The organism is Cysteiniphilum sp. JM-1 (genome assembly GCF_008711525.1).
In the GTDB taxonomy this organism is placed as follows: domain Bacteria; phylum Pseudomonadota; class Gammaproteobacteria; order Francisellales; family Francisellaceae; genus Caedibacter.
In genome coordinates, this window is record NZ_VXKS01000021.1 from 23,979 (window position 1) to 45,417 (window position 21,439).

The window sequence follows — 21,439 nt, forward strand, 5'->3', positions numbered from 1 at the left end:
AGTGAGTGAATTTTAGCAGGATGTGTTGATAAGTGAAAGAGAATAAATTCAAAAACCCCTTACCCGCACAGCCTATGCTGCACGAGCAATCCCGCAAGGGCAGAGGTGAAGATTTGTATTATATACTCACTATTATTTAGTAACTCATTTGCAAGATTTTTAAACTGTCTTCAGGCGTGATATCAGCATGTTCCCCCAATGCGATAAGACCATTATCTTTGAGATTATTAATAATGTCGTCAAATTTATCTTGAGTCAATTGGTAAGCACTGATTTTGGTTGGGTTGCCCATTTTTTCAAAAAAGGCGCGTGTTTTCTCAATAGCGATTTGCACTTTTGTTTCAGCAGCAAGCGCTTTATCAACCTGCCAGACGCGCTCAGCGTATTGAATCAGCTTGGCTTGTTTTTTATCCTTTTTGTATTCCATAATGCTTGGCAGAATGATTGCAAGGGTTTGCGCATGATCCAAACCGTAAAAGGCAGTTAACTCATGCCCAATCATATGTGTTGCCCAATCGGTTTTGACACCCTGAGCGATCAGTGTATTTAATGCAAGTGTTGCTGCCCACATAATGTTAGCACGCACATCATAGTCATGAGGATGAGTTAGTACTTTTTCACCTTCTTCAATTAACGTGCTGAGAATGCCTTCAGCAAAACGATCTTGTAATTGGGCGTTTTGCGGATAAGTTAAATATTGCTCCATTACATGGACAAAGGCATCAACGACACCGTTAGCAACTTGTCTTGCCGGTAGGGTGTAAGTTGTCTCTGGATCAAGAATTGAAAAAACAGGGAATACTTTCTCATGCATAAATGCAAGTTTTTTATTCAACGCTCGGCGCGAGATAACTGATCCTGAGTTCATTTCAGAGCCTGTCGCAGGCAGTGTTAACACACAGCCAAAAGGTACCGCTTCACTAATGTCAGTATGTTTGGCTAAAATATCCCATGCATCACCTTTGAATTTAGCGGCTGCAACAATAAATTTAGTGGCATCAATGACTGAGCCGCCACCAACAGCTAAGACAAAATCAATATTATTTTGCTTGATGAGTTCAACTGCTTTGAGGCAGGTTTCATATTCAGGGTTTGGTTCAATGCCTGAGAATTCAGTCACTTGATGGTTGGCTAATGCTGTTTTTACTTGATCATAAACACCATTTTGTTTAATGCTGCCACCACCGTAGATTAATAGTACTTTTTGATCTTTGGCAATTGCATGACTTAATTGTGTGATTTGTCCTTGACCAAAGTAAATGCGAGTTGAGTTGTAATAAATAAAGTTTTCCATAAGATGCTCCATTTTAGATCTATGCCATCATTGATTTGATGGCATCAACGGAGTCACAGTGTAGCATATCCTTTAATGGCTTTGTAGCAGTTTGCGGTTAATGAGCAGGGACTTCCTTGGCAATGCCATAAGGCATTCCGCGATAAACAACGCCAAACGCACTATCAATCCTGATTTTTGCTTTTTAATAAACGCAAGCTATTAAATACCACGAGTAAGGACGCACCCATATCAGCACCAATGGCCATCCAAATATTAGCAAGCTCAAGTAAAGCTAATGCCATAAAGACTACTTTAAGTCCTAAGGCAAAGGTGATGTTTTGCTGAATAATGACTTTAACACGTTTGGCATGTTGTATAAGCCACGGTAATTTAGCTAGATCATCGGACATTAATGCAATATCAGCCGTTTCAATGGCAACATCACTACCGGCATCCCCCATGGCAAGACTTAAATCAGCTGTTGCCAAAGCAGGAGCGTCATTAATGCCGTCTCCAACCATCGCAACTGTTTGATATTGTGCTTGTAACACTTTGATTTTTGCTACTTTATCTTCGGGCAAAAGCTCAGAGTAAACTTCATCAAGTCCAGCTTGTTGTGCAATAAACTGTGCAGCACCCTTATTATCACCGGTTAATAGCGCGGTTTTAATACCCAGCGCATTGAGTTTGGCTAAGGTTTCTCTTGCATTATCTTTGATGCTATCAGCAACAGCAAATAAGCCAAGAATATGATTGCTATTAGCAAAGATTAATAGCGAATGTCCTGTTTTTTCTAATGCGAGAATCTGGTCATGAAAAGCATTTAAATTTGCTGTGATTTCTGTTTTCTCATGTAAATATTTATGACTGCCTATCCAGTAATTGTGCTCATTAATTTGTCCGGTAATCGCTTTGCCTTTAATCACTTGAACATTAGAAACATTAAAGGTTTTTTCTAATTTAAGCGCCGCCATTTTATCAAAGATAGCGTGTGCTAAGGGGTGGTTATTACCTTCTTCTAATGCTGCAGCAAGTTGTAATAATTCATTATCACTATACTCTTTTGAGATATTAATAATTGACTGAATGACAGGTTTGCCTTGGGTAATCGTCCCTGTCTTGTCAAAAGCAATCGCTTTAAGCTTTGCAGGTAACTCAAGAAAGCTACCACCTTTGATTAAAATGCCATGATTGGCCGCAGCACTTAAGCCTGAGACAATACTCACAGGTGTCGAAATAACTAAAGCGCAAGGGCAGGCAATGACCAGAATAACCAATGCTTCATAAATCCAGTTGTACCAACTACCACCAAATAATAACGGCGGGATAATGGCGACTAATAGGGCAAATAGCATCATCAAAGGGGTATAGTATTTGGCAAATTGTTCAACCCACATCTCTGATTTGGCTTTATTTGCTTGCGCTAATTCCACTTGACGGATAATGTTTGACAGTGTCGATTCAGTGGCAAGTTTTGTTACTTTGACATACAAAAGACCATCTTCATTTAAACTGCCGGCAAATACGGGATCACCTGATTTTTTTTCGACAGGTAATGATTCACCGGTAATAGGTGCTTGATTAATAAAGCTTTCACCTTCTGTAACAACGCCATCTAATGGTACACGCTCACCGGGTTTAATAACGATTGTTGTGCCAATGTTGACTTCTTCGACTTTTTTAATATCAATGTCTTTGTGATGTGCGCAGTAAACATTAGCAGTATCTGGAGCAATTTCTAATAGGGCTTGAATAGCTTTTCTTGCTTTACCAACACTCCACGACTCTAGCAATGAGGCAATGGAGAATAAAAAGACAATCATGCCAGCTTCTAGCCACTGACCTAAACATATCGCACCAATCACAGCGATTGTCATCAAAAGGTTAATATCAGGACGCATACGTTTTAATGCTGCCCAGGCTTTAGGATAAATAAACCACCCTCCAATGATTAAAGCTAAAATATAGAAAATAATAGAGCTAACAGGCTGAGCAGTTGCTACACCATGCTCACCAATAAGGGCATCTAAAAATCCATGATAACTGCCATGGATAGCAAAGCCTATGATTAAAAATAGTGCGCAAATTAGTGTTAATAGACTGCGCATATGTTTTTGCCAAAAGCTTTCGCTATTGCTTTGCTGTTTGATCTCATATTGTTGCCAACTGATAAATTGGTAGCCTGTCGCTTTGAGTCTTTTTTCAATTTCAGCTTGTGTAAATTGCTGTGTTTGATTATGGATCATGAGCTTGCCTTTTAACAGATTAAACTGTAAAAGATTCTCATCTTTAACATAAGGCAGAAGCTCTCGTTTCACCACAGAAACTTCATCCAAACAGTCCATGCCATAAATTTTATATTCAAACATCTTATATCCTCTTTTTCCCTTCGTTTGATTAATGGGTTTCATCCGACCAGTGTTTATACATATCTTGTAAAATGCAATGCACATGCTCATCGTATAAGGAATAGAGCACTTGTTTGCCTTGGCGTTCACCTTTAATCAGACGCTGTTCTTTCATTAATTTCAAATGATGACTAACCAGAGGCTGAGATACGCCAAGCTTTTCAACAAAGTGATTGACCGGCGTTGCTTCTTTAGCACATAGAAACAAAATGCGCATACGGTTGGCATCGCCCATGATATGGCACACATCAGCAATTCTCGTTAAAATAAGTTCATCAATATCACTCATTATAAATCCATGAATTTTTATATAAAAAATAATTTATATAATTTAGGTGAAAATGTGCTTGATGTAAAGTGGGTAGATGAAAAAATATGTAATAAAGGATTATAGAAAAACCGGCAATACCTGAAAGAGCTTTTCAATTGTATAGACATGATCAAGATCCGTGATCGTGACAATAACGTGATCTCCTGACTCAATCGTGTAATGATCATGCGCAATCAATACGGTGTCATCGCGAACGATAGCGCCAATAATAATCGCTTTTGGTAAGTTTAGTTCACTGATTTTCTTACCAACTATTGGCGAGCTGTCAGCTGTGCCGTGCACGACAATTTCGCAGGCTTCCGCATGTCCTCCATAAAGTGAATAGATATTTAGCATATCACCTTTGCGCAAGTAAGTTTGGATCACACCAATAGTGATTCTTTGCGGTGAAATCGCGCGATCAATGGTGTGTGTTTCATCAACTAAAGCCGCATAGCTTAGGCTATTAACAAGGGCAATGGTGCTTTTAGCGCCCATTTTCTTAGCAAGCATTGCTGACATGATATTAGCCTCATCATCATTGGTTACTGCACAAAAAAGATCGGTGTCATCAATGCTCTCGGTATTTAATAACTCAGCATCAGAGGCGTCACCTGAGAGTACGGTGGTATTGTTTAGCGTTTCAGCAGCTAAGTGACAGTTCTCATAGTTGCGCTCAACGATTTTAACCAAATAATCATTCTCAAGCTTCTTAGCAAGCCCCATACCGATATTGCCACCTCCAGCGATAAAGAGTTTGCGGCATGCCGTTTGTTGTGGTTGAAATTCGCGTAAAATCGCAGGAATATTAATTCGCTCAGCAATAAAGAATACTTCATCTTCTTTTTGCAAAACGGTATCAGCGGATATAAGTAAGTTTTGTTTTTTGCGATAAATAGCAACAACACGCGCATCGATATCAGGAAGCTCTTGTCTAAACTCACGAATACTCATGCCATGAAGTGGTGAGTCCTCGGCAATTTCACTCCCTGCTAACTGCAAGCGTCCATTAGCAAAATCAACAATCTGGAAACTACCAGGGTGCTCAACTAAACGTACTAGGCGTTGAGTAACTAACTCGGAGGGGTTAATAATAAGATCAATTGGGATATTGTCATTATTAAAAATTTGCGGATAGCGCGCGTAGTTTTTGTTACGTAAACGTGCGATTTTCGTTGGGATTTTAAAAAGGCTATAGGCGATCTGGCAAGCAACGATATTAACTTCATCATTATTAGTTACCGCAATAATCATATCCGCATCATTAGCACCTGCTTCTTCAAGAATATTGGGATGTGATGCCGAGCCACAGATCGTTTTGACGTCAAAGTGATTTTGAATATGTCTTAGTCGCTCAGCTTTTTCATCCACGACACTAATGTTATGATCTTTTTGTAAATTCTTAGCCAGAGAGCTGCCGACTTGTCCGGCGCCTAAAATAATAATTTTCATAATTTTTCCTGTGTTTTATCACTTCTATGGCTTTTCCACAACACTTCATCATGCTGATCTAATTGGTTAAAAAAACGTGCCAACACAAATAAATAATCAGATAAGCGATTCAAAAAACTTAAAATAAGTGGGTTATGCGCTTTTGTCTGATCTTGGATCAAGGCAACATAGTGGCGTTCTGCTTTACGTGCGATGGTACGTGCTTGATGGCTTAAAGCCGCACACTGTGAACCACCAGGTAAAATAAACTCTTTCAAAGGTGGTAAAGACTCATTCCAATGATCAATTTGGATTTCAAGTGCGGTAACAGCATGATCCGTTAGTTGGCTAAATTGAGGAAACGATAGCTCGCCACCGATGTTAAATAAATGATGTTGAATATTTTGTAGTTGGTTGTTTATGTCAAGGTTGCTTGAAAAGGCGACAATCACACCAATGGCGGCGTTTAACTCATCAATCTGACCAATGGTTTCAATAATCGGTTCGCATTTATCAATACGAATATTATCTGAGAGGGCAGTAGTACCTTTGTCGCCGGTTTTGGTGTAAATTTTTGATAGTCTATGACCCATGAATGATTCCTTTAACGTTTATTAAATCCGATCACATAGACTTCGCGTGAGCGCGCACGAGATGCATCAGGTTTACGAATAACAACTTTTTGAAAGCGCTCTTGAACTGCCTTTACAAAAGGATCAAAGCCTTCACCTTGGAAAACTTTAGCTAAGAAATTACCACGTGATTTTAATGTGCTATCGGCAAAATCAAGTGCCAATTCAACCAGATACATTGATCCGGCTTGATCGGTATTGCGATTTCCACTCATATTTGGTGCCATATCAGAGATCACCCAATCAATTGACTCACCTTCAGTTAATTGCATTAAGGCTTCATATGGCTCATCCTCGGTGAAATCGCCTTGAATAAAGGTCACATCAGGTAATGGATCCATCTCGAGAATATCCAAGGCAAACACCTTGCCTTCAGAACCAACAAAATCCGTTAAAACCTGTGACCAACCACCAGGAGCCGCCCCCAGATCAACAACGGTCATGCCTTGTTTGAATAGCTTATCTTTTTGTTGTAGCTCCATGAGTTTGTAAGCTGCGCGTGATCTTAGACCATCTTTTTTAGATTGGTTAACATAATGATCATTATGATGCTCATCAAGCCAACGTTTGCTGCTTTTGCTATGTTTATTTTTTGACATTAACAAATAAAGGTATCGTGCTAATTAATGTCAACAGTATATCACCTAGGAAAATATACAGTAGCTTACTTTTTTACTTTTTCATTTTTTGCATTTATTGAAAACGCGTAAAACATCATAGACAGCTGCAATTTGATCGTTTTGAGCTTGTTTTAATCCTTGCTGCATTTTCTTGATTTGCCAATTGCGAAGGTTGTCTTGCTGTTTGCTTACAGCAGAGACCTTATAGTTGGGATAAAGGTTGAGCGACATCGAAAATCAACGCAAAGTAAACGATAAAGACACTCAGAAGAACCATTCCATTAAAGACGCTAGTGCGTCGTGAAGTGAAGGTAACCAAGGCAATTAAAAAGGTTAGCACCATAATCACAATTGATGTGCTATTTAATCCAAGAATTAATGGTTGACCAAGGACAAGGCTTATGACAAGTACCGATGGCACGGTAAGGCAAATGGTAGCAACCGCAGAGCCCATGCATAGATTAATTGAGCGCTGTAATTGATTTTTATAAGCAGCTTGAATAGCGCTCACTCCCTCTGGGGTTAATACTAAAAGCGCGATAATAAAACCGCCTAACTTACTGGGAAGTCCTGCCTCTTGAATGCTAAACTCAAGAAAACTGGCAAGGTTTTTTGATAAGGCAATCATCACGACAAGACCAAGGAGTAACATAATGACATGATAGAGTACTGAGCCCATAGGGCTGTGGTGTTCCTCATCACTATCGCCATCATGCTTATACTGAAAATAGTCTTTATGTGTTACCGTTTGTTTCACTAGAAATACCGCATAAAGGATGACACAAACAATAATCACGACAACTGATTGACTTAAGTTAAACGTGCCCGCATCAGTTGCGACAGTATAATTAGGGAGTATTAAACAGACTGTTAATAAAAGAATGAGTAAAGAAATATAAATACTAGCACCTTCGGTATTATACATTTGTGTGTTGTGTTTTATACCTCCTGTTAATAGACTAAGTCCAGCAAAGCCATTAACGGCAATCATAATTACGGCAAACATCGTGTCTCGGGCAAGGGTGGGGTCCCCTTTGCCAATCAACATCATGGTGATAATTAATGCCACTTCAATTGAGATAACAGAAAGGGTTAGAATTAAGGTACCATAGGGTTCACCAAATTTTTCAGCTAACCAATCCGCGTGTTTAACGACATTAAAGGCGCAAACGAGCATCACAGCAAAGATAACAAAGGTTGTAGCTGCCGTGGCAAAGTGGCTAATGTTATATGGGTCCAGACCTAAAAAAACCATATTTAATAGAACAAAGAGGATGATGGGCAAAATAACGCCATATTCGGTTTTAATAAAACTTATTGTTTTGTGCATTTTACCTCCTATTTGTTCGTTGTTTTCAAGTCGTTTTTTCATATGACTTCTCTTACTGCTAGTCAGATGATAAACCAAAACCTGTTATTTATTATAATTTAAGTATTTAAAAAAGTGTAAGAGCAAGTTACCGGTGGATACCTTACAATCTTTAGTTAATCACTTGCAAGCAGTTTTTAAAATAAGTCGATAAAATGGACGTTTTGCTGATAGTTTTTTTAAAAGCGCTCAGCCGATGCTTGTTGCCAGTACTTAGCATATTGCGCTGGCAAGTTATTATCATCTAATAAACTACCTTTTTTAAGGTATTGATAGACTTCATCGAGTGATTGCACGGTTTTTTCATCAATACGACGTATAACACGTGAGGCGGAAAGCTCACTTGGGTTCTTAAGTCCCATAGCGCCAACAAGTTCAGTAAAGCTTTTAACGGTTGCGTCATGAAAGCGGTACACTCGTTGTTTTTTATCATCAATATCAAGCGCTTTATATAGTCGTGGATTTTGTGTGGCAACGCCGGTTGGGCAGGTATTGCGATTGCATTGTTTAGATTGAATGCATCCTAAGGATAGCATCATGGCTCGGGCGCTATTGATAACATCAGCACCTAAGGCAATACGCTTGACCATATCAAAGCCTGTCGCTGTTTTACCGCTGGCAATAATACAAATATGCTCGCGAATACCAGAACCAACCAATGCGTTGTGAACAAATGCTAAAGCATCTTCAAGTGGCACACCAATATGATTGACGTATTCCTCAGGAGCTGCTCCTGTACCACCTTCAGCGCCATCAATGGTAATAAAATCAGGAAAAATTTGCGTTTTTAACATGGCTTTACAAATTGAGAAAAACTCGGTTTTGCGCCCTATGCACAGTTTAAACCCAATGGGTTTACCACCGGAGAGATCGCGCAATTTTTGTATAAATTGACATAGCTCAACAGGAGTTGAGAAAGCAGTGTGCGCAGGCGGAGATAAAACATCTTCACCCATCGGCACATCACGAATTTTAGCAATCTCAGGGGTGAGTTTTTCCTTAGGTAACACACCGCCATGAGCAGGTTTTGCCCCTTGTGAGAGTTTAATCTCAATCATTTTAATATCATCATACTGCGCTTGAATGGCAAACTTATCTGGATCAAACTGCCCATCTTTAGTCCTAAAACCAAAATATCCTGTCCCAATTTGCAGACAAATATCACCACCTTGGCGATGATATTCTGTTAAACCACCTTCGCCAGTGTTATGACAAAATCCACCAAGCTTCGCACCTTTATTAAGTGCCATAATTGCATTTTTAGATAAGGCGCCATAGCTCATGGCAGAAATATTTAGGCGTGATGAGATATAAGGTTTGGTGCATTGATGATTGCCTATTTGAAATTTAGGATCCACATCCTTTGGGTGGATAGGTGCTAATGAATGCAAAACCCACTCATAACCTGGGCGGTTAATATCGCGCTCGGTACCAAAGGGAAGCGTGTCCTCGATGCCTTTAGCGCGTTGATAAACTAAAGAACGAGTTTGTCGATCAAAAGGGCGCTCGCTTTGGTCTGTCGCAACAAAATACTGCTGAATCTCAGGGCGAAAGAACTCCAAGATAAAGCGCATATGCCCAAGGACGGGGAAGTTGCGTAGTATGGTATGCTTTTTTTGTGTTACATCATAAATGGCAACAATAATAAGCGCAATGATAACAATGCTCATCGTAATCTCACTGTGCAATAAAGCCAAAAAAGCAAGAATAATGAGTAAGACAATACCAAATCCAATATACCATTTTCTACGTTCTGAGATGTGAAACATAAATATTCCTTAGTGTTTAGTCCTATGTTCATATGGAATAATAGTGAGAAATATGAGAAATTCAATTTAAAACAACCATAGCCATCAATTGTAACATAACTGTAACAATTGATATTTATGCTTAGCAACGACTTAATTAAGTAGGAAGGATAGGTTTTGAGGCAAAGTGGGGATAGAAATTTTTTGAAGCTATTAATAGCTTTGGCATCGCTAACACTGATCATTTTTGTGTTGCTGTTAATGAGTCTTATTGTATTTAGTTGGCCAAGTATTCGTGAGTATGGTGTCTCTTTTCTGTGGAGCGATGCGTGGAATCCTGTAACTGAGCAATTTGGCGCCTATTCAGTTATCATTGGTACGCTGGTTACATCTATTTTGGCACTTGTAATTGCTGTGCCCTTTAGCTTAGGTGTTGCACTTTTAATCGATGAGTTATTACCCAGACGCATAGGTAGAATTCTTGCGCGATTGATTGAGCTAATGGCAGGGATTCCGAGTATCGTTTATGGTATTTGGGGGCTTTTTGTCCTTTTGCCGTGGGTGAAATCTTTGCAATTAAAATTAATGCCCTTATCACTATCTTGGCAGGCTAAGTTTTCAGCTCTTGCCGAGAGTGGCTCATTTTGGGCACACTTTGAGCCGCTTGTGATGTTCTTTATCAAAAGCTTACCAACGGGCAGTAGTATTTTTGCTGCGAGTATTATCTTAGCCATTATGGTGATCCCTTTAATCTCATCGGTGATGCGTGATGTGATCAGTGCGATTCCACAAGTGACAAAAGAAGCAGCATTTGGTATTGGTGCGACCAAATGGGAAGTCACTAAAAATGTCATTTTTCCTTATGCCTTACCTGGTATGATGGGTGCGATTATTTTAGGCTTTGGCCGTGCTCTAGGTGAGACAATGGCAGTGACCTTTGTGATTGGTAATGTCCATAGTTTGCAAGGTCTATTTATGCCAAGCGCGACCATCTCATCAGCCATTGCTAATGAGTTTAATGAAGCATTAGGCACATTATATCCTGCCGCACTAGTTGAAACAGGATTGATATTATTCTTAATCACTCTGGTGGTTTTACTGATATCACGTTGGATTTTAAAGCGTTACAAAGTAGGGGTGGCATAATGAATATAATTGGACAAGTCGCACTTAAGCGCCGTATTAAATCAAATATTTTTGTCTCACTGTGCTGGCTAAGTGCGATTATTAGTATCTTTTTTTTGTGTAGCATTTTATATGAGTTGGTAATGCGTGGTATGCCTAGCTTTAGCACGTATCTTTTTATACATGACACGAGGGAACTAGGGCTTAGAAATGCGATTGTTGGCTCATTGATGTTAACAATTGGTGCAATAGTCATTGCCACGCCAATTTCCATTTTAACGGCGACTTTCTTTGTTGAGTTTCGACAATTCAGACGCACGATTAAAGTCTTACGCTTTATCAATGATATGATGTTAAGCACGCCATCAGTGATTGTTGGTTTATTTATCTATACCCTTATTGTTGTTAACACCAGTTTTTCAGGTTATGCCGGAATCATTGCGCTAGCGGTTATCGCGATGCCGATGATCACACGTGCAGCGGAGGATGTGTTATATCTTGTATCTCCGATGTTAAAGGAATCAGCCATCGCACTAGGTGTGCCAAAGTGGCGTGTGATTGTGATGATTGGTTTTCGCTCGGCAAAGACGGGACTCATTACTGCGGTGGTATTAGCCACGGCAAGAGTGATGGGCGAAAGTGCACCATTGTTGTTTACTTCAGCAAAAAACAGCTTTTTAAGTTTCAATATGGGGCAAGCGATTGAGAGCCTACCGGTGATGATTTTTGAAAATGCAATGCAGCCATATCCGGAGTTTCAACAAGTTGCATGGACGGCGGCACTTATTGTTACCGCATTAGTATTGGTAATGAATTTAACGGCGCGTTGGATTGCAAAAGATAAATAACTGGTAATAAATCAAAGAATAAGAGATGATCATGCAACAATCGACAGAATTTAAAAGCTTAAAGAATTTAGAAAACATAGAAAGCACAGCACAAGCTCAAACTCATCATAGTCAATTTGAAACTCAAGGGAGGGTGTTAAATTTGCCAAGTCAGCAGTACTTATCAGTAAAAAATCTTAACTTTTATTATGGTGACAGCAAGACATTGCATGATATTAATGCAAGCTTCGCGCAAAATAAAATTACCGCATTAATTGGTCCATCAGGTTCTGGAAAGTCCACTTTGCTTAGAACATTAAATCGTATTTATGAGTTATACCCCAAGCAAAAAGCTACAGGTCAGATTTTGTTACAAGGGCAAAATGTCTTAGAAAAAAATATCGATTTGAATCAACTGCGCAAAGAAATTGGTATGGTTTTTCAAAAACCAACGCCTTTTCCCATGAGTATTTTTGATAATATTGCTTTTGCCATTAAGTTGCATGAGAAGTTACCTAAGACTGAGTTGCAACAGCGCGTTGAGGAGGCATTAAAGCAAGCCGCTTTATGGGATGAGGTCAAAGATAAATTACAACAGCAAGGCACACGTCTTTCAGGTGGGCAACAGCAGCGATTGTGTATTGCACGTACATTGGCTGTGAAACCTAAAATTTTATTACTAGATGAGCCAACATCGGCGCTTGATCCTATTTCCACCAAGAAGATAGAAGGGTTGCTTACAGCGTTAAAGGCTCAATATACGATCGTGATGGTGACACATAATTTAAAGCAAGCTGAGCGCTTATCAGACAGTACGATGTTTATGATTAATGGCGAGCTTGTAGAGTATGCCCCAACTGATGTATTCTTTAACGCACCTAAGGATCCACGAACGGTTGATTATATTCATAATGAATAGATGAATAGTGGTTTAAACTTACAACATAAGGATAAATTAATGAAGTTAGTAAAATTTAAGAAAACTGTATTGATTGGTGCTCTGGCAAGTAGTGCTATGGCTGTATTGGCATTATCAGGATGCAGCGAAAAAGCACATGAAAGTGATGGCAAGGCAGTGTCAAGTCAGTCAGTTATTATGGGCTCAGGTTCAAGTTTTATCTATCCTGCAATGTCACGTTGGGCAAATGAATATTATAATCAAACAGGTGTTAAAATTAATTACCAACCAATTGGTTCAGGTGGCGGGCAGCGCCAGATTTTTGCAGGCACGGTTAACTTTGCAGCATCAGATGAGCCACTAAATAATGCTGAGCTTAGTAAGTACAATTTATTACAATTCCCTGCAATTGTTGGCGGTATTGTGCCTGTGATTAATGTTCAGGGTATTAAGACAAATGAGCTTGTCCTAAGTGGTCAAGTATTAGCAGATATTTATTTAGGGAAAATCCAATATTGGAATGATCCAGCGATTGTCGCGTTAAATCCAAAGCTTAAGTTACCACATAGTGCGATTATCACGGTACATCGCGCAGATGGCTCAGGGACAACTTATAACTTTACGCAATACTTAGCATCAGTTAACCCTGTATGGCAGAAACAAGTTGGTGTTGATACTTCAGTGCAATGGCCGGTAGGTATTGGTGCTAAAGGTAACCAAGGCGTGGCAGCACAAGTGCAGCAAGTGGATGATAGTATCGGCTATGTCGAGTATGCCTATGCCAAAACCGCGAATATCCCAACCGTTAAACTGATTAATCAAAGTGGTCAAACAGTAACTGCTGATTTAAATAGTTTTGCAAGTGCCGCAAAGTATGCATCATGGCAGGCAAAGGATAATTATAATCTGCTCTTGGTAAATCAACCTGGCAATAACAGCTGGCCAATTGTTGCAACGACTTTTGTTTTGTTACCTGAGAAAGCAAAGCAGGGGATCAATCAAGATATTAAGCAATTCTTTACGTTTGCTTATTCTGAGCAAGGTGACAAGATTGCTCAAAAACTTGATTATGTCGGTATCCCACAAAATGTTGTTGCAGGCATTAAAGTTTATTGGGATAAAGTCTAGAAATTTACGGCATAAGCATAACGAGGCTTGAAATTCATAAACGGATTTATAAAATAAGGACCGTTAACTATATGAAGTTTTTAAAGCCTTAGGAGGGTTTATGCCGGTATATCAGGATTTTGAAAGTTTATTAGCGTATTTAGATGCGCGTATTGTTGGGCAACGCGCTTTGACAAAGCGCCTTCTAATTGCCTTATTATCATCAGGACATTTATTGGTTGAGGGCGCGCCTGGTCTTGCTAAAACCACGGCAATCAAAACCTTAGCTGAATGTATTGAATGTTCATATCATCGTATTCAATTCACCCCTGATTTATTACCTGCTGATTTAACAGGCACTGAGATTTATATTCCTGAGCGCCAAAGCTTTGAGTTTCAAACCGGTCCCTTGTTTCATAATTTATTGCTAGCAGATGAGATCAATCGCGCACCGGCTAAAGTGCAATCAGCACTATTAGAGGCAATGGGTGAGAAGCAGATTACCATTGGCAAACAAACCTATCCATTGCCTGATTTATTCTTAGTGATGGCAACGCAAAATCCGATTGAGCAAGAGGGAACTTACCCTTTACCCGAGGCGCAATTGGATCGCTTTATGCTGCATGTTAAAATCGGCTATCCAGATGCAGCAATGGAAAAAGAAATTTTAGCATTAAATCGTGGCAATCGTTCAGTGAACTTGCAAAAGCCACCGCTAATAACACAAGATCAAATATTTACAGCGCAACAACAAGTGTTAGATCTGCATGTTTCTAGTGCCGTTGAGGAGTACATGATTCAGTTGGTATTAGCCACACGTGATGCCGCGAAATACAATGAAGATTTAGCTAAATGGATTCGTTTTGGGGTAAGTCCACGTGGCACGATTGCACTTGAGCGCGCGGCACGTGCGCATGCTTGGCTTAATGCAGAAGACTATGTGTCACCTCATGATGTGCATGCGGTGATTCATGAGGTATTAAGGCATAGGATATTGCTAAGCTTTGAAGCTGAAGTTGATAATATTACCAGTGATGATGTGATTGATGCACTTTTAAAAGCCGTGCCGATTCCATAAGTGGAAGAGGGGAAACGCTCATGAGTTTAAAAAACACAAGTGATCAACAAGGTATAACGGCAGATATTAATGAATTATTGAGTTTGCGTTTTCAGGCGCAAAATATTCAATTTTTTAATAGTCAACGGGTTAATACCAATCAGGTCGGTCAACATGTCTCACGCGCCAGAGGGCGAGGAATGGACTTTGAAGAGGTCCGGCATTACCAGCCAGGTGATGATATTCGTTTAATGCATTGGCCGTTAACTGCGCGCTTAGGCAAACCCTATACCAAAGTGTATAAGGAAGAAAGAGAACGAGCGATTTATTTTATCGTCGATCAAACCGCATCGATGCAATTTGGAACGCGCGTTTGTTTTAAAAGTGTACTAGCCGCTAAGGTATGTGCATTATTAGGTTGGGCAGCATTGAATCATCATGAACAAGTCGGTGGTGTGGTATTTGCCGATGAAGGTTTATATCAGTTAACACCAGCACGTAGTCGCACGCATTTATTGAAGTTTTTCAAATGCCTGAGTGACCCAGATAATATGCTAAGACCATCAAATAGTCATTCAATGGCAATGACACTGAAGAATCTATCAAAAACACTTAAAAGTGGCAGTGTTGTGATTGTGATCAGTGACTTTGTGCATTTTGATGATGAAGCTGAACAGTATTTGAAATTAATTAATCGCAAGAGTGAGATCATCCAAGTATTTACTTATGATCCATTAGAAGCGAGTTTACCTGATAGGGGGCAATACTGCTTTAGTGATGGGCAGTTGCATTTCTTGGAGCTAAATGCCGCGGACAAAGATGTGCATAAGCGCTATGCCGAGCCATTTAATCAGCGCCTAGATAGGGTCAAAGCACTATCAAGCAAATATAATATGCAGTTTGTCGCATTAGCAACGAATGATGATGTGGTTAAAACCTTGAATCATGGAGTAATGCGCTATGGCTACTGATGTATTAGCGGGGCTAAAAGACATTCATCTTCCGCCTGCGGTATCGATTTGGCCTCTGGCAGTGGGTTGGTATATTTTGGCTGTTATTATCTTAGTTGTGATTGCGTTGTTGATATGGTTCTTAGCCAAAAAGATTAAGGGATACCGTCACAAGCAAACAATAATAAAGATGTTTGATCAAACGATACAAGCTACTCAGTCAGAAAAACCACAGGCTTTTATATCAGAGGTTTCTATTTTTATAAAGCGAGTTATTATGCAAGAGCTTAAAGTGGATAATGCACATCTATACTTTGATGAAGATTGGTTGAAGTTTCTGGATCAGCAGCTTAAAACAGATGATTTTAGTCAAGGTGATGGGCGTTTATTATTAGATAGCTATAGATTAAAAGAAGTCAGTATTGATGAGCAGCAAGCGCTCATTATATTAACGAAAAAATGGTTAAGGAAAGTGTTATGATGACCATCGCTTATCCTTGGATTTTTGTTTTACTCTTATTACCTATTATCTTTCGTTTTGTGTTACCAAGGATAAACAATAGTGATGCAAAAAAAGGGCTTAAGATTCCGTTTTATACCTCATTGCAACAAACAATGGCTGAAGGTGAGGCTAAACGAACACTTCATTTGTCATGGTTTAAATATTTGTTACTTATCATTTGGTTCTTATTGGTCGTTTCAGGCGCTGGTGTGCAATGGTTAGGTGCGCCATTAACTTTGCCACAAACAGGTCGTGATTTGATGTTGGCAGTTGATTTATCAGGCAGTATGCGTACACCAGATATGATGGTCAATGGCAAGGCTGAGTCAAGGATTGATTTGGTGAAAACGGTTGCCAATGAGTTTATTCAAAAGCGAGAAGGCGATCGTTTGGGACTTATCTTATTTGGTTCTAAACCTTATTTGCAAACGCCATTAACCTTTGATCGCAAAACCGTTGGACAAATGCTTAATGATGCGACCGTCGGTATTGCGGGCATTCAAACGGCAATAGGTGATGCAATTGGTCTTGCGATTAAGCAATTGATGCATTATCCCAAACAATCACGCGCGCTTATTCTTTTGACCGATGGTGGCAATAACGCCGGTGTTATTGATCCTGATACGGCAGCTAAGCTTGCCAAAGATGAGCATATCAAAATTTACACCATTGGTTTGGGCGCAAAGCAGATGACGATGCAGACGATGTTTGGTCCACAAGTTGTTAATCCATCAAGTGATTTGGATATTGATGGCTTGAAAAAAATTGCCCAGATGACCGGTGGTGAGTTCTTCCGTGCTGAAGATGGTAAAGAGTTGCAAGCGATTTATAATAAAATTAATCAGTTGGAGCCGGTGAAATCCGATAAAATCACCATTCGTCCGATAACACCATTTTATCCCTGGACTTTGGGAGCTGCGATGATCTTAAGCTTTATTTTGGCATTGTTATGGGTTAAAAGAAGTCAAAGGAGTGTCATATGAGTTCCATCGATTTCCACTTATTTAATTCATTTCACTTTTTACGTCCGTGGTGGTTCTTGTTGATCATTCCAGCGATTGTTCTACTCATTATGATCTTAAGAGTCAAGAGCAGTGGCAATAACTGGAGTGCGCATTGTGATCCACACTTATTAAAGCACCTATTAGTCGGGCAGCAGGCACGTAAAACTCGGATGTTACCAGTGATGATTTTCTTATTGTGGTGTATTGGCATTGTTGCATTGGCAGGACCAACATGGTCACAGTACCCGCAACCGGTTTATCAAAAGGTGGCAGCACGTGTGATTGCCTTAGATGTCTCTCAAACCATGAATGCTAATGATGTGCCGCCTACGCGTTTAGAGCGAGCACGCTTTAAGGTGTTGGATTTACTTAAATCGATTAAAGAGGGGCAAACAGGAATGATCGTATTTTCGAGTGAGCCCTTTGTGGTATCGCCCTTGACGGCTGATAGCAATACGATTGCTAATATGGTGCCCTCACTGGATTCAAGCGTTGTACCCATTGCTGGTGATAATATCCAAAAAGCATTAGTAGAATCAGCAAAACTCATCAAACAGGCGGGATTTGCTCACGGTCAGATTGTTTTAGTTACTGATAGTACACCGTCACCTGCAGCATTAAGAGAATCTAAAAACCTAGCAAAAGAGGGTATTAAAACGTCTGTATTAGCGATTGGTACAGCACAAGGTGGACCAATCAAAAATAGCGATGGCGGTTTTGTTACTGATAAAAAGGGACAAATTGTATTTGCTAATATGAATGCTACTGAATTGCAAACACTTGCAAGCTTAGGTGATGGGCAATTTAGCTTAATTACCGATAATGATCAGGATGTCACAAAAATGCTAAGCCATGATGGTGATGGCAAGACACAAAAAACAGAAGCACAAAAAGCCAATGCATTGTGGAAAGATGAAGGACATTGGTTTATTTGGTTATTGATTATTGTGGTGGCATTGATTGCACGAAAAGGTTGGTTGGAGAGAGTATGTCGGTAAAACGTATCAGTGGGGTTGTCGTGTTATTATTGCCGACACTGTTGTTGGCAAACACCTGGCAGGATCTGTGGTTGAATAAAAATCAACAGGCTGAGAACTTATTTAATGAGCACAAAAACAAAGAAGCAGCAGCGATGTTTAGTGATAGTCGCTGGCAAGGTGCGGCATTGTATCGTGCTCAAGATTATAAAGCAGCATTAAGTGCTTTTGAGAAAGATAACTCGGCAGTTGGGCTCTATAATCAGGGCAATGCTTTAGCGCAATTGCATGAATATCAAAAAGCAATAGCAGCATATAAAGCGGCTTTAGCCAAAAAAAGCGACTTTGCTGACGCTAAAGCGAACCTTGAGTATATTGAGAATTTATTAAAGCAACAACAGCAACAAAATAATCAGCAAAAGCAGGATCAGAAAAATTCTCAAAATAAAGAGAATAAAGATCAGCAGAATAAACAACAGAATACGAAAAACAGTCAAAACAATCAAAATAATAAGCAAGATCAAAAAGATCAAAGTCAGCAGGGTCAACAAAATAGTGATCAGAAAAATCAGCAAGATGAACAAAGTAATAAAAATAATCAGAATCAAAAAGATCAACAAAATCAACAAGATCAGTCACATGCTAATCAACAACAGAGTGATAAAGATAGTCAAAGAAATGAGCAAAATAAGAAAAATGAGCAGAGTCAAAGTGATCGTAGCAATGATCAACAGAATATAGATCAGCAGCAAGAGCAAAGAAAACAAAAAGGTCAAAACGGTCAAAAAGAGCAACAAGATAATAAATCATCGACTGAAAACACTCAAAGTGCTCAAAGTGAGAAAAACAAAGATAATGATAAAAATCAAAAAGATGAACGTTCTCAGGCATTAGCAAAAGAGAAAGACAAAGACAAAGAAGATGATCATGATCCGTCACAAAAGGTAGCGGTTTCAAGTGCCCAAGCGCGTGAAGATGCACTGCGTCAGAAGAAGGTTGATGCCATTTTGTCACAGATTCCAGATGACCCAGGTGGATTATTGAAGCAGAAATTCTTAAGAGATTATGAGCGACGTCAAACCTCGCAAAATGGAGGGAATAATGATTAGATTTATCAGCAGAATAAATAAGACATACAAAATGGAAAAAATCAAAAGAACAATCAGCATTCTTATACTTATACCTGCTTTATTTATGTTTATGGTGCAATCATTGCATGCTGCGGTGTCTGCATCAGTTGATCGCACACAGGTGGCAGATGGTGAAAGTTTGACATTAACGATTAAGCTTGATGATATGAATGAACAACCTGATTTGGCGCCATTGAAGCAGGACTTTGATGTTTATGGTACCAGCACCAGTAGTCAGACCAGCGTTATTAATGGCAAAAGCACGTCGGATATTTCGTATATTGTGACTTTATTACCTAAAAAAACTGGAAACATCACCATTCCAGCGTTAACTGTTGGTAGTGAGCAAACCAAGCCATTGACAATTGCGGTAACTAAAGCAGCACAAGGAGCTCATGGTAAACAAACGGCAAATGTCTTTTTGGATGCGTCTCTTTCAAGTGATAGTGCGTACGTTAACACACCTGTGCTCTACACCTTGAAACTATATTATGCAGAGCCATTGTCTAATTTAAGTATGCAGCCACTGCAATTAGCGAATGCAACGATTGAGCCTTTTGGCAAAAATAGCCAATATCAAGCACAACAAAATGGCAAAACCTATAATGTGGTTGAGCAACAGTTTTTAATTACAGCCAGTCAAGCGGGTGAGATTACTATTCCACAAAGCATCATTCAGGCAGCGGTTTTACAAAACAATCCCAATTCATTTTTTGCCATGCAAAGTGCTAAGCCAATATTGGTGAAGTCAAATCCATTAACGTTGCATGTGAAGCCAATTCCTCAAAATGTTGACATTAATGATTGGTTGCCTGCCAATTCAGCTACGTTAAAAGACAGTTGGTCAAGTGATTCCAATGAGCTAACTGTTGGCGAGCCAGTAACGCGCACGATTGTATTAACGGCAACAGGTGTAGAAGCAGCTAGTTTACCTAATTTAACCTTTCCACATGCTGATAGTGTGAATGCATATCCAGATAAAGCGCAAAGCAAAGATTATGTAGAGAATAACCTACCTGCAGCAAGTAAAGTCTTTAAGGTTGCTTATATCCCAACTGAGAAGGGTGTTATTGAGTTTCCAAAGATTGCAGTGCATTGGTTTGATGTGAAATCACAGACCATGCAAACAGCCATTTTGCCCGCCCAAACCTTTAAAGTATTATCAGGCAAAGTGGTAACACCTGTGCAAAACAGTGCGATAAATTCAGCTTCTGCAGCACAGCCAGCAAAGACAGTCATTAAGGTAGTACATAGCAAACTATGGATGGTGTTAGCGATTATCTTTGCGATCTTATGGTTAGTTACATTGATTGTATTGCTTATGGTTATTAGCAAGTTTAGATCTAAGAAAGTATCACTAACTTCAGATAAACAAACATCAATTGAAAAGCCGGATATCAATCAGGCGCTTAAAGATATTAAAAAAGCATGTGATCATAAGGATCTAGTCGCTGTCAATCATGCAATTGTCTCTTGGGGTAATGCTTTATTCAATCAAAGCTTTTACAGTGCAATGGATGTTGCTTCTGTTGTTGATGATAAAGCGCTTAAGCTAATGCTTACTGCTATAAACAAAGCGCTATATGCTAAAGGTGAGTTTGTGGAATATAGTGAATTGTATCAACATATCAAATCATACAAGATCATGAGTGATAAAGATCAAGAAGTATTGGCGTCATTTTATCCAAAGTAGATCTTGTAAATCTGTATTTTTTTTACACGAAAATTTGCTATAAAAAGATATCTTTTTATGTGGGGTATCAATAATATTTTGCGGGTAGCATTATTTTTATCTGATTATTGAGTATGAATAACTCATCATAGTGATGATTTTTCATGGTTCAATTTTTATGGAACTATTAGGTGACAATTAGCTTTACCGATCACGACAACTAGAATTGCCGGTTGAATCATGTAGGCTATTCCTTAATCAATAAAGCTGCAGATAATTAAGATTAAGGTATGGCAAGAAAACGAGTCACAACAGAACAGGTAAAGCTATACATGAAACTCAGACAAGAAGATAAACTCACCCAGATTGGCTGCGCTGCTAAATCAGGCTTTAGTG

At 39.3% G+C, this 21,439-nt stretch carries 19 protein-coding genes; 11 read left to right on the forward strand and 8 right to left on the reverse strand.

Translation table 11 applies throughout. From position 1 onward, the window contains the following. Positions 1 to 136: 136 nt before the first annotated feature. The 8 genes from F3D68_RS09170 to F3D68_RS09205 form a co-directional block, all read right to left on the reverse strand. A complete protein-coding gene (locus F3D68_RS09170; RefSeq protein ID WP_151194138.1) occupies positions 137 to 1,294 on the reverse strand; it encodes an iron-containing alcohol dehydrogenase in 1,158 nt (385 codons plus the stop codon). A gap of 164 nt (positions 1,295 to 1,458) precedes the next feature. Beyond that, positions 1,459 to 3,645: a heavy metal translocating P-type ATPase gene (locus F3D68_RS09175; RefSeq protein ID WP_151194139.1), complete on the reverse strand. Its 2,187-nt coding sequence runs from the start codon at positions 3,643 to 3,645 to the stop codon at positions 1,459 to 1,461. Positions 3,646 to 3,673: 28 nt separating this feature from the next. Then, on the reverse strand, positions 3,674 to 3,973 hold the full coding sequence (locus F3D68_RS09180; RefSeq protein WP_151194140.1) for an ArsR/SmtB family transcription factor: 300 nt from the start codon (positions 3,971 to 3,973) through the stop codon (positions 3,674 to 3,676). Between the two features lie 99 nt (positions 3,974 to 4,072). After that, positions 4,073 to 5,446, reverse strand: a complete 1,374-nt coding sequence (trkA, locus tag F3D68_RS09185; protein ID WP_151194141.1) for a Trk system potassium transporter TrkA — start codon at positions 5,444 to 5,446, stop codon at positions 4,073 to 4,075. Beyond that, positions 5,443 to 6,018: a cob(I)yrinic acid a,c-diamide adenosyltransferase gene (locus F3D68_RS09190; protein ID WP_151194142.1), complete on the reverse strand. Its 576-nt coding sequence runs from the start codon at positions 6,016 to 6,018 to the stop codon at positions 5,443 to 5,445. The genes trkA and F3D68_RS09190 overlap by 4 nt, the downstream gene beginning before the upstream one ends. An 11-nt stretch (positions 6,019 to 6,029) precedes the next feature. Beyond that, positions 6,030 to 6,656 carry a 23S rRNA (uridine(2552)-2'-O)-methyltransferase RlmE gene (gene rlmE / locus F3D68_RS09195; protein WP_151194143.1) on the reverse strand — a complete coding sequence of 209 codons (627 nt, stop codon included), beginning with the start codon at positions 6,654 to 6,656 and terminating at the stop codon, positions 6,030 to 6,032. 223 nt (positions 6,657 to 6,879) lie between these two features. Then, a complete protein-coding gene (locus tag F3D68_RS09200; protein WP_151194144.1) occupies positions 6,880 to 8,007 on the reverse strand; it encodes a calcium:proton antiporter in 1,128 nt (375 codons plus the stop codon). A gap of 218 nt (positions 8,008 to 8,225) precedes the next feature. Beyond that, positions 8,226 to 9,815 (reverse strand): FMN-binding glutamate synthase family protein, encoded by a 1,590-nt coding sequence (locus F3D68_RS09205; protein WP_151194145.1) that lies wholly within the window; start codon positions 9,813 to 9,815, stop codon positions 8,226 to 8,228. 183 nt (positions 9,816 to 9,998) lie between these two features. On the opposite strand from F3D68_RS09205, the gene pstC reads away from it, so the two are divergent. From pstC to F3D68_RS09260, 11 genes are all read left to right on the forward strand, one after another. Further along, positions 9,999 to 10,940, forward strand: a complete 942-nt coding sequence (gene pstC, locus F3D68_RS09210) for a phosphate ABC transporter permease subunit PstC (protein WP_224728281.1) — start codon at positions 9,999 to 10,001, stop codon at positions 10,938 to 10,940. Further along, a complete protein-coding gene (gene pstA, locus F3D68_RS09215; protein ID WP_151194146.1) occupies positions 10,940 to 11,767 on the forward strand; it encodes a phosphate ABC transporter permease PstA in 828 nt (275 codons plus the stop codon). Before pstC ends, pstA begins: the two co-directional genes overlap by 1 nt. 31 nt (positions 11,768 to 11,798) lie before the next feature. Then, positions 11,799 to 12,665, forward strand: a complete 867-nt coding sequence (gene pstB / locus F3D68_RS09220; RefSeq protein WP_151194147.1) for a phosphate ABC transporter ATP-binding protein PstB — start codon at positions 11,799 to 11,801, stop codon at positions 12,663 to 12,665. Positions 12,666 to 12,704: 39 nt separating this feature from the next. Then, the gene (pstS, locus tag F3D68_RS09225) at positions 12,705 to 13,772 is read left to right on the forward strand and encodes a phosphate ABC transporter substrate-binding protein PstS (RefSeq protein WP_151194148.1); all 1,068 of its coding nucleotides are present in this window, start codon (positions 12,705 to 12,707) and stop codon (positions 13,770 to 13,772) included. 100 nt (positions 13,773 to 13,872) lie between these two features. Continuing rightward, positions 13,873 to 14,829 (forward strand): AAA family ATPase, encoded by a 957-nt coding sequence (locus tag F3D68_RS09230; RefSeq protein ID WP_151194149.1) that lies wholly within the window; start codon positions 13,873 to 13,875, stop codon positions 14,827 to 14,829. 20 nt (positions 14,830 to 14,849) lie between these two features. Next, complete coding sequence (locus F3D68_RS09235; RefSeq protein WP_151194150.1) at positions 14,850 to 15,779, forward strand: DUF58 domain-containing protein; 930 nt, start codon at positions 14,850 to 14,852, stop codon at positions 15,777 to 15,779. Then, positions 15,769 to 16,239 (forward strand): DUF4381 domain-containing protein, encoded by a 471-nt coding sequence (locus F3D68_RS09240; protein ID WP_151194151.1) that lies wholly within the window; start codon positions 15,769 to 15,771, stop codon positions 16,237 to 16,239. Before F3D68_RS09235 ends, F3D68_RS09240 begins: the two co-directional genes overlap by 11 nt. Beyond that, on the forward strand, positions 16,236 to 17,243 hold the full coding sequence (locus F3D68_RS09245; RefSeq protein WP_191092779.1) for a vWA domain-containing protein: 1,008 nt from the start codon (positions 16,236 to 16,238) through the stop codon (positions 17,241 to 17,243). The genes F3D68_RS09240 and F3D68_RS09245 overlap by 4 nt, the downstream gene beginning before the upstream one ends. Continuing rightward, positions 17,240 to 18,262: a vWA domain-containing protein gene (locus tag F3D68_RS09250; RefSeq protein WP_151194153.1), complete on the forward strand. Its 1,023-nt coding sequence runs from the start codon at positions 17,240 to 17,242 to the stop codon at positions 18,260 to 18,262. Before F3D68_RS09245 ends, F3D68_RS09250 begins: the two co-directional genes overlap by 4 nt. Further along, the gene (locus tag F3D68_RS09255) at positions 18,253 to 19,350 is read left to right on the forward strand and encodes a hypothetical protein (RefSeq protein WP_151194154.1); all 1,098 of its coding nucleotides are present in this window, start codon (positions 18,253 to 18,255) and stop codon (positions 19,348 to 19,350) included. Before F3D68_RS09250 ends, F3D68_RS09255 begins: the two co-directional genes overlap by 10 nt. Next, positions 19,343 to 21,064, forward strand: coding sequence for a BatD family protein (locus F3D68_RS09260; RefSeq protein WP_191092780.1), 1,722 nt, complete (start codon positions 19,343 to 19,345; stop codon positions 21,062 to 21,064). Before F3D68_RS09255 ends, F3D68_RS09260 begins: the two co-directional genes overlap by 8 nt. The last annotated feature ends 375 nt before the right edge of the window (positions 21,065 to 21,439 follow it).

Excerpts from the sequence above, each read along its gene's own strand:
- F3D68_RS09170 (WP_151194138.1), bottom strand. The coding sequence starts at position 1,294 with ATGGAAAACTTTATTTATTACAACTCAACTCGCATTTACTTTGGTCAA.
- F3D68_RS09175 (WP_151194139.1), bottom strand. The coding sequence starts at position 3,645 with ATGTTTGAATATAAAATTTATGGCATGGACTGTTTGGATGAAGTTTCT.
- F3D68_RS09180 (WP_151194140.1), bottom strand. The coding sequence starts at position 3,973 with ATGAGTGATATTGATGAACTTATTTTAACGAGAATTGCTGATGTGTGC.
- trkA (WP_151194141.1), bottom strand. The coding sequence starts at position 5,446 with ATGAAAATTATTATTTTAGGCGCCGGACAAGTCGGCAGCTCTCTGGCT.
- F3D68_RS09190 (WP_151194142.1), bottom strand. The coding sequence starts at position 6,018 with ATGGGTCATAGACTATCAAAAATTTACACCAAAACCGGCGACAAAGGT.
- rlmE (WP_151194143.1), bottom strand. The coding sequence starts at position 6,656 with ATGTCAAAAAATAAACATAGCAAAAGCAGCAAACGTTGGCTTGATGAG.
- F3D68_RS09200 (WP_151194144.1), bottom strand. The coding sequence starts at position 8,007 with ATGCACAAAACAATAAGTTTTATTAAAACCGAATATGGCGTTATTTTG.
- F3D68_RS09205 (WP_151194145.1), bottom strand. The coding sequence starts at position 9,815 with ATGTTTCACATCTCAGAACGTAGAAAATGGTATATTGGATTTGGTATT.
- pstA (WP_151194146.1), top strand. The coding sequence starts at position 10,940 with ATGAATATAATTGGACAAGTCGCACTTAAGCGCCGTATTAAATCAAAT.
- pstB (WP_151194147.1), top strand. The coding sequence starts at position 11,799 with ATGCAACAATCGACAGAATTTAAAAGCTTAAAGAATTTAGAAAACATA.
- pstS (WP_151194148.1), top strand. The coding sequence starts at position 12,705 with ATGAAGTTAGTAAAATTTAAGAAAACTGTATTGATTGGTGCTCTGGCA.
- F3D68_RS09230 (WP_151194149.1), top strand. The coding sequence starts at position 13,873 with ATGCCGGTATATCAGGATTTTGAAAGTTTATTAGCGTATTTAGATGCG.
- F3D68_RS09235 (WP_151194150.1), top strand. The coding sequence starts at position 14,850 with ATGAGTTTAAAAAACACAAGTGATCAACAAGGTATAACGGCAGATATT.
- F3D68_RS09240 (WP_151194151.1), top strand. The coding sequence starts at position 15,769 with ATGGCTACTGATGTATTAGCGGGGCTAAAAGACATTCATCTTCCGCCT.
- F3D68_RS09245 (WP_191092779.1), top strand. The coding sequence starts at position 16,236 with ATGATGACCATCGCTTATCCTTGGATTTTTGTTTTACTCTTATTACCT.
- F3D68_RS09250 (WP_151194153.1), top strand. The coding sequence starts at position 17,240 with ATGAGTTCCATCGATTTCCACTTATTTAATTCATTTCACTTTTTACGT.
- F3D68_RS09255 (WP_151194154.1), top strand. The coding sequence starts at position 18,253 with ATGTCGGTAAAACGTATCAGTGGGGTTGTCGTGTTATTATTGCCGACA.
- F3D68_RS09260 (WP_191092780.1), top strand. The coding sequence starts at position 19,343 with ATGATTAGATTTATCAGCAGAATAAATAAGACATACAAAATGGAAAAA.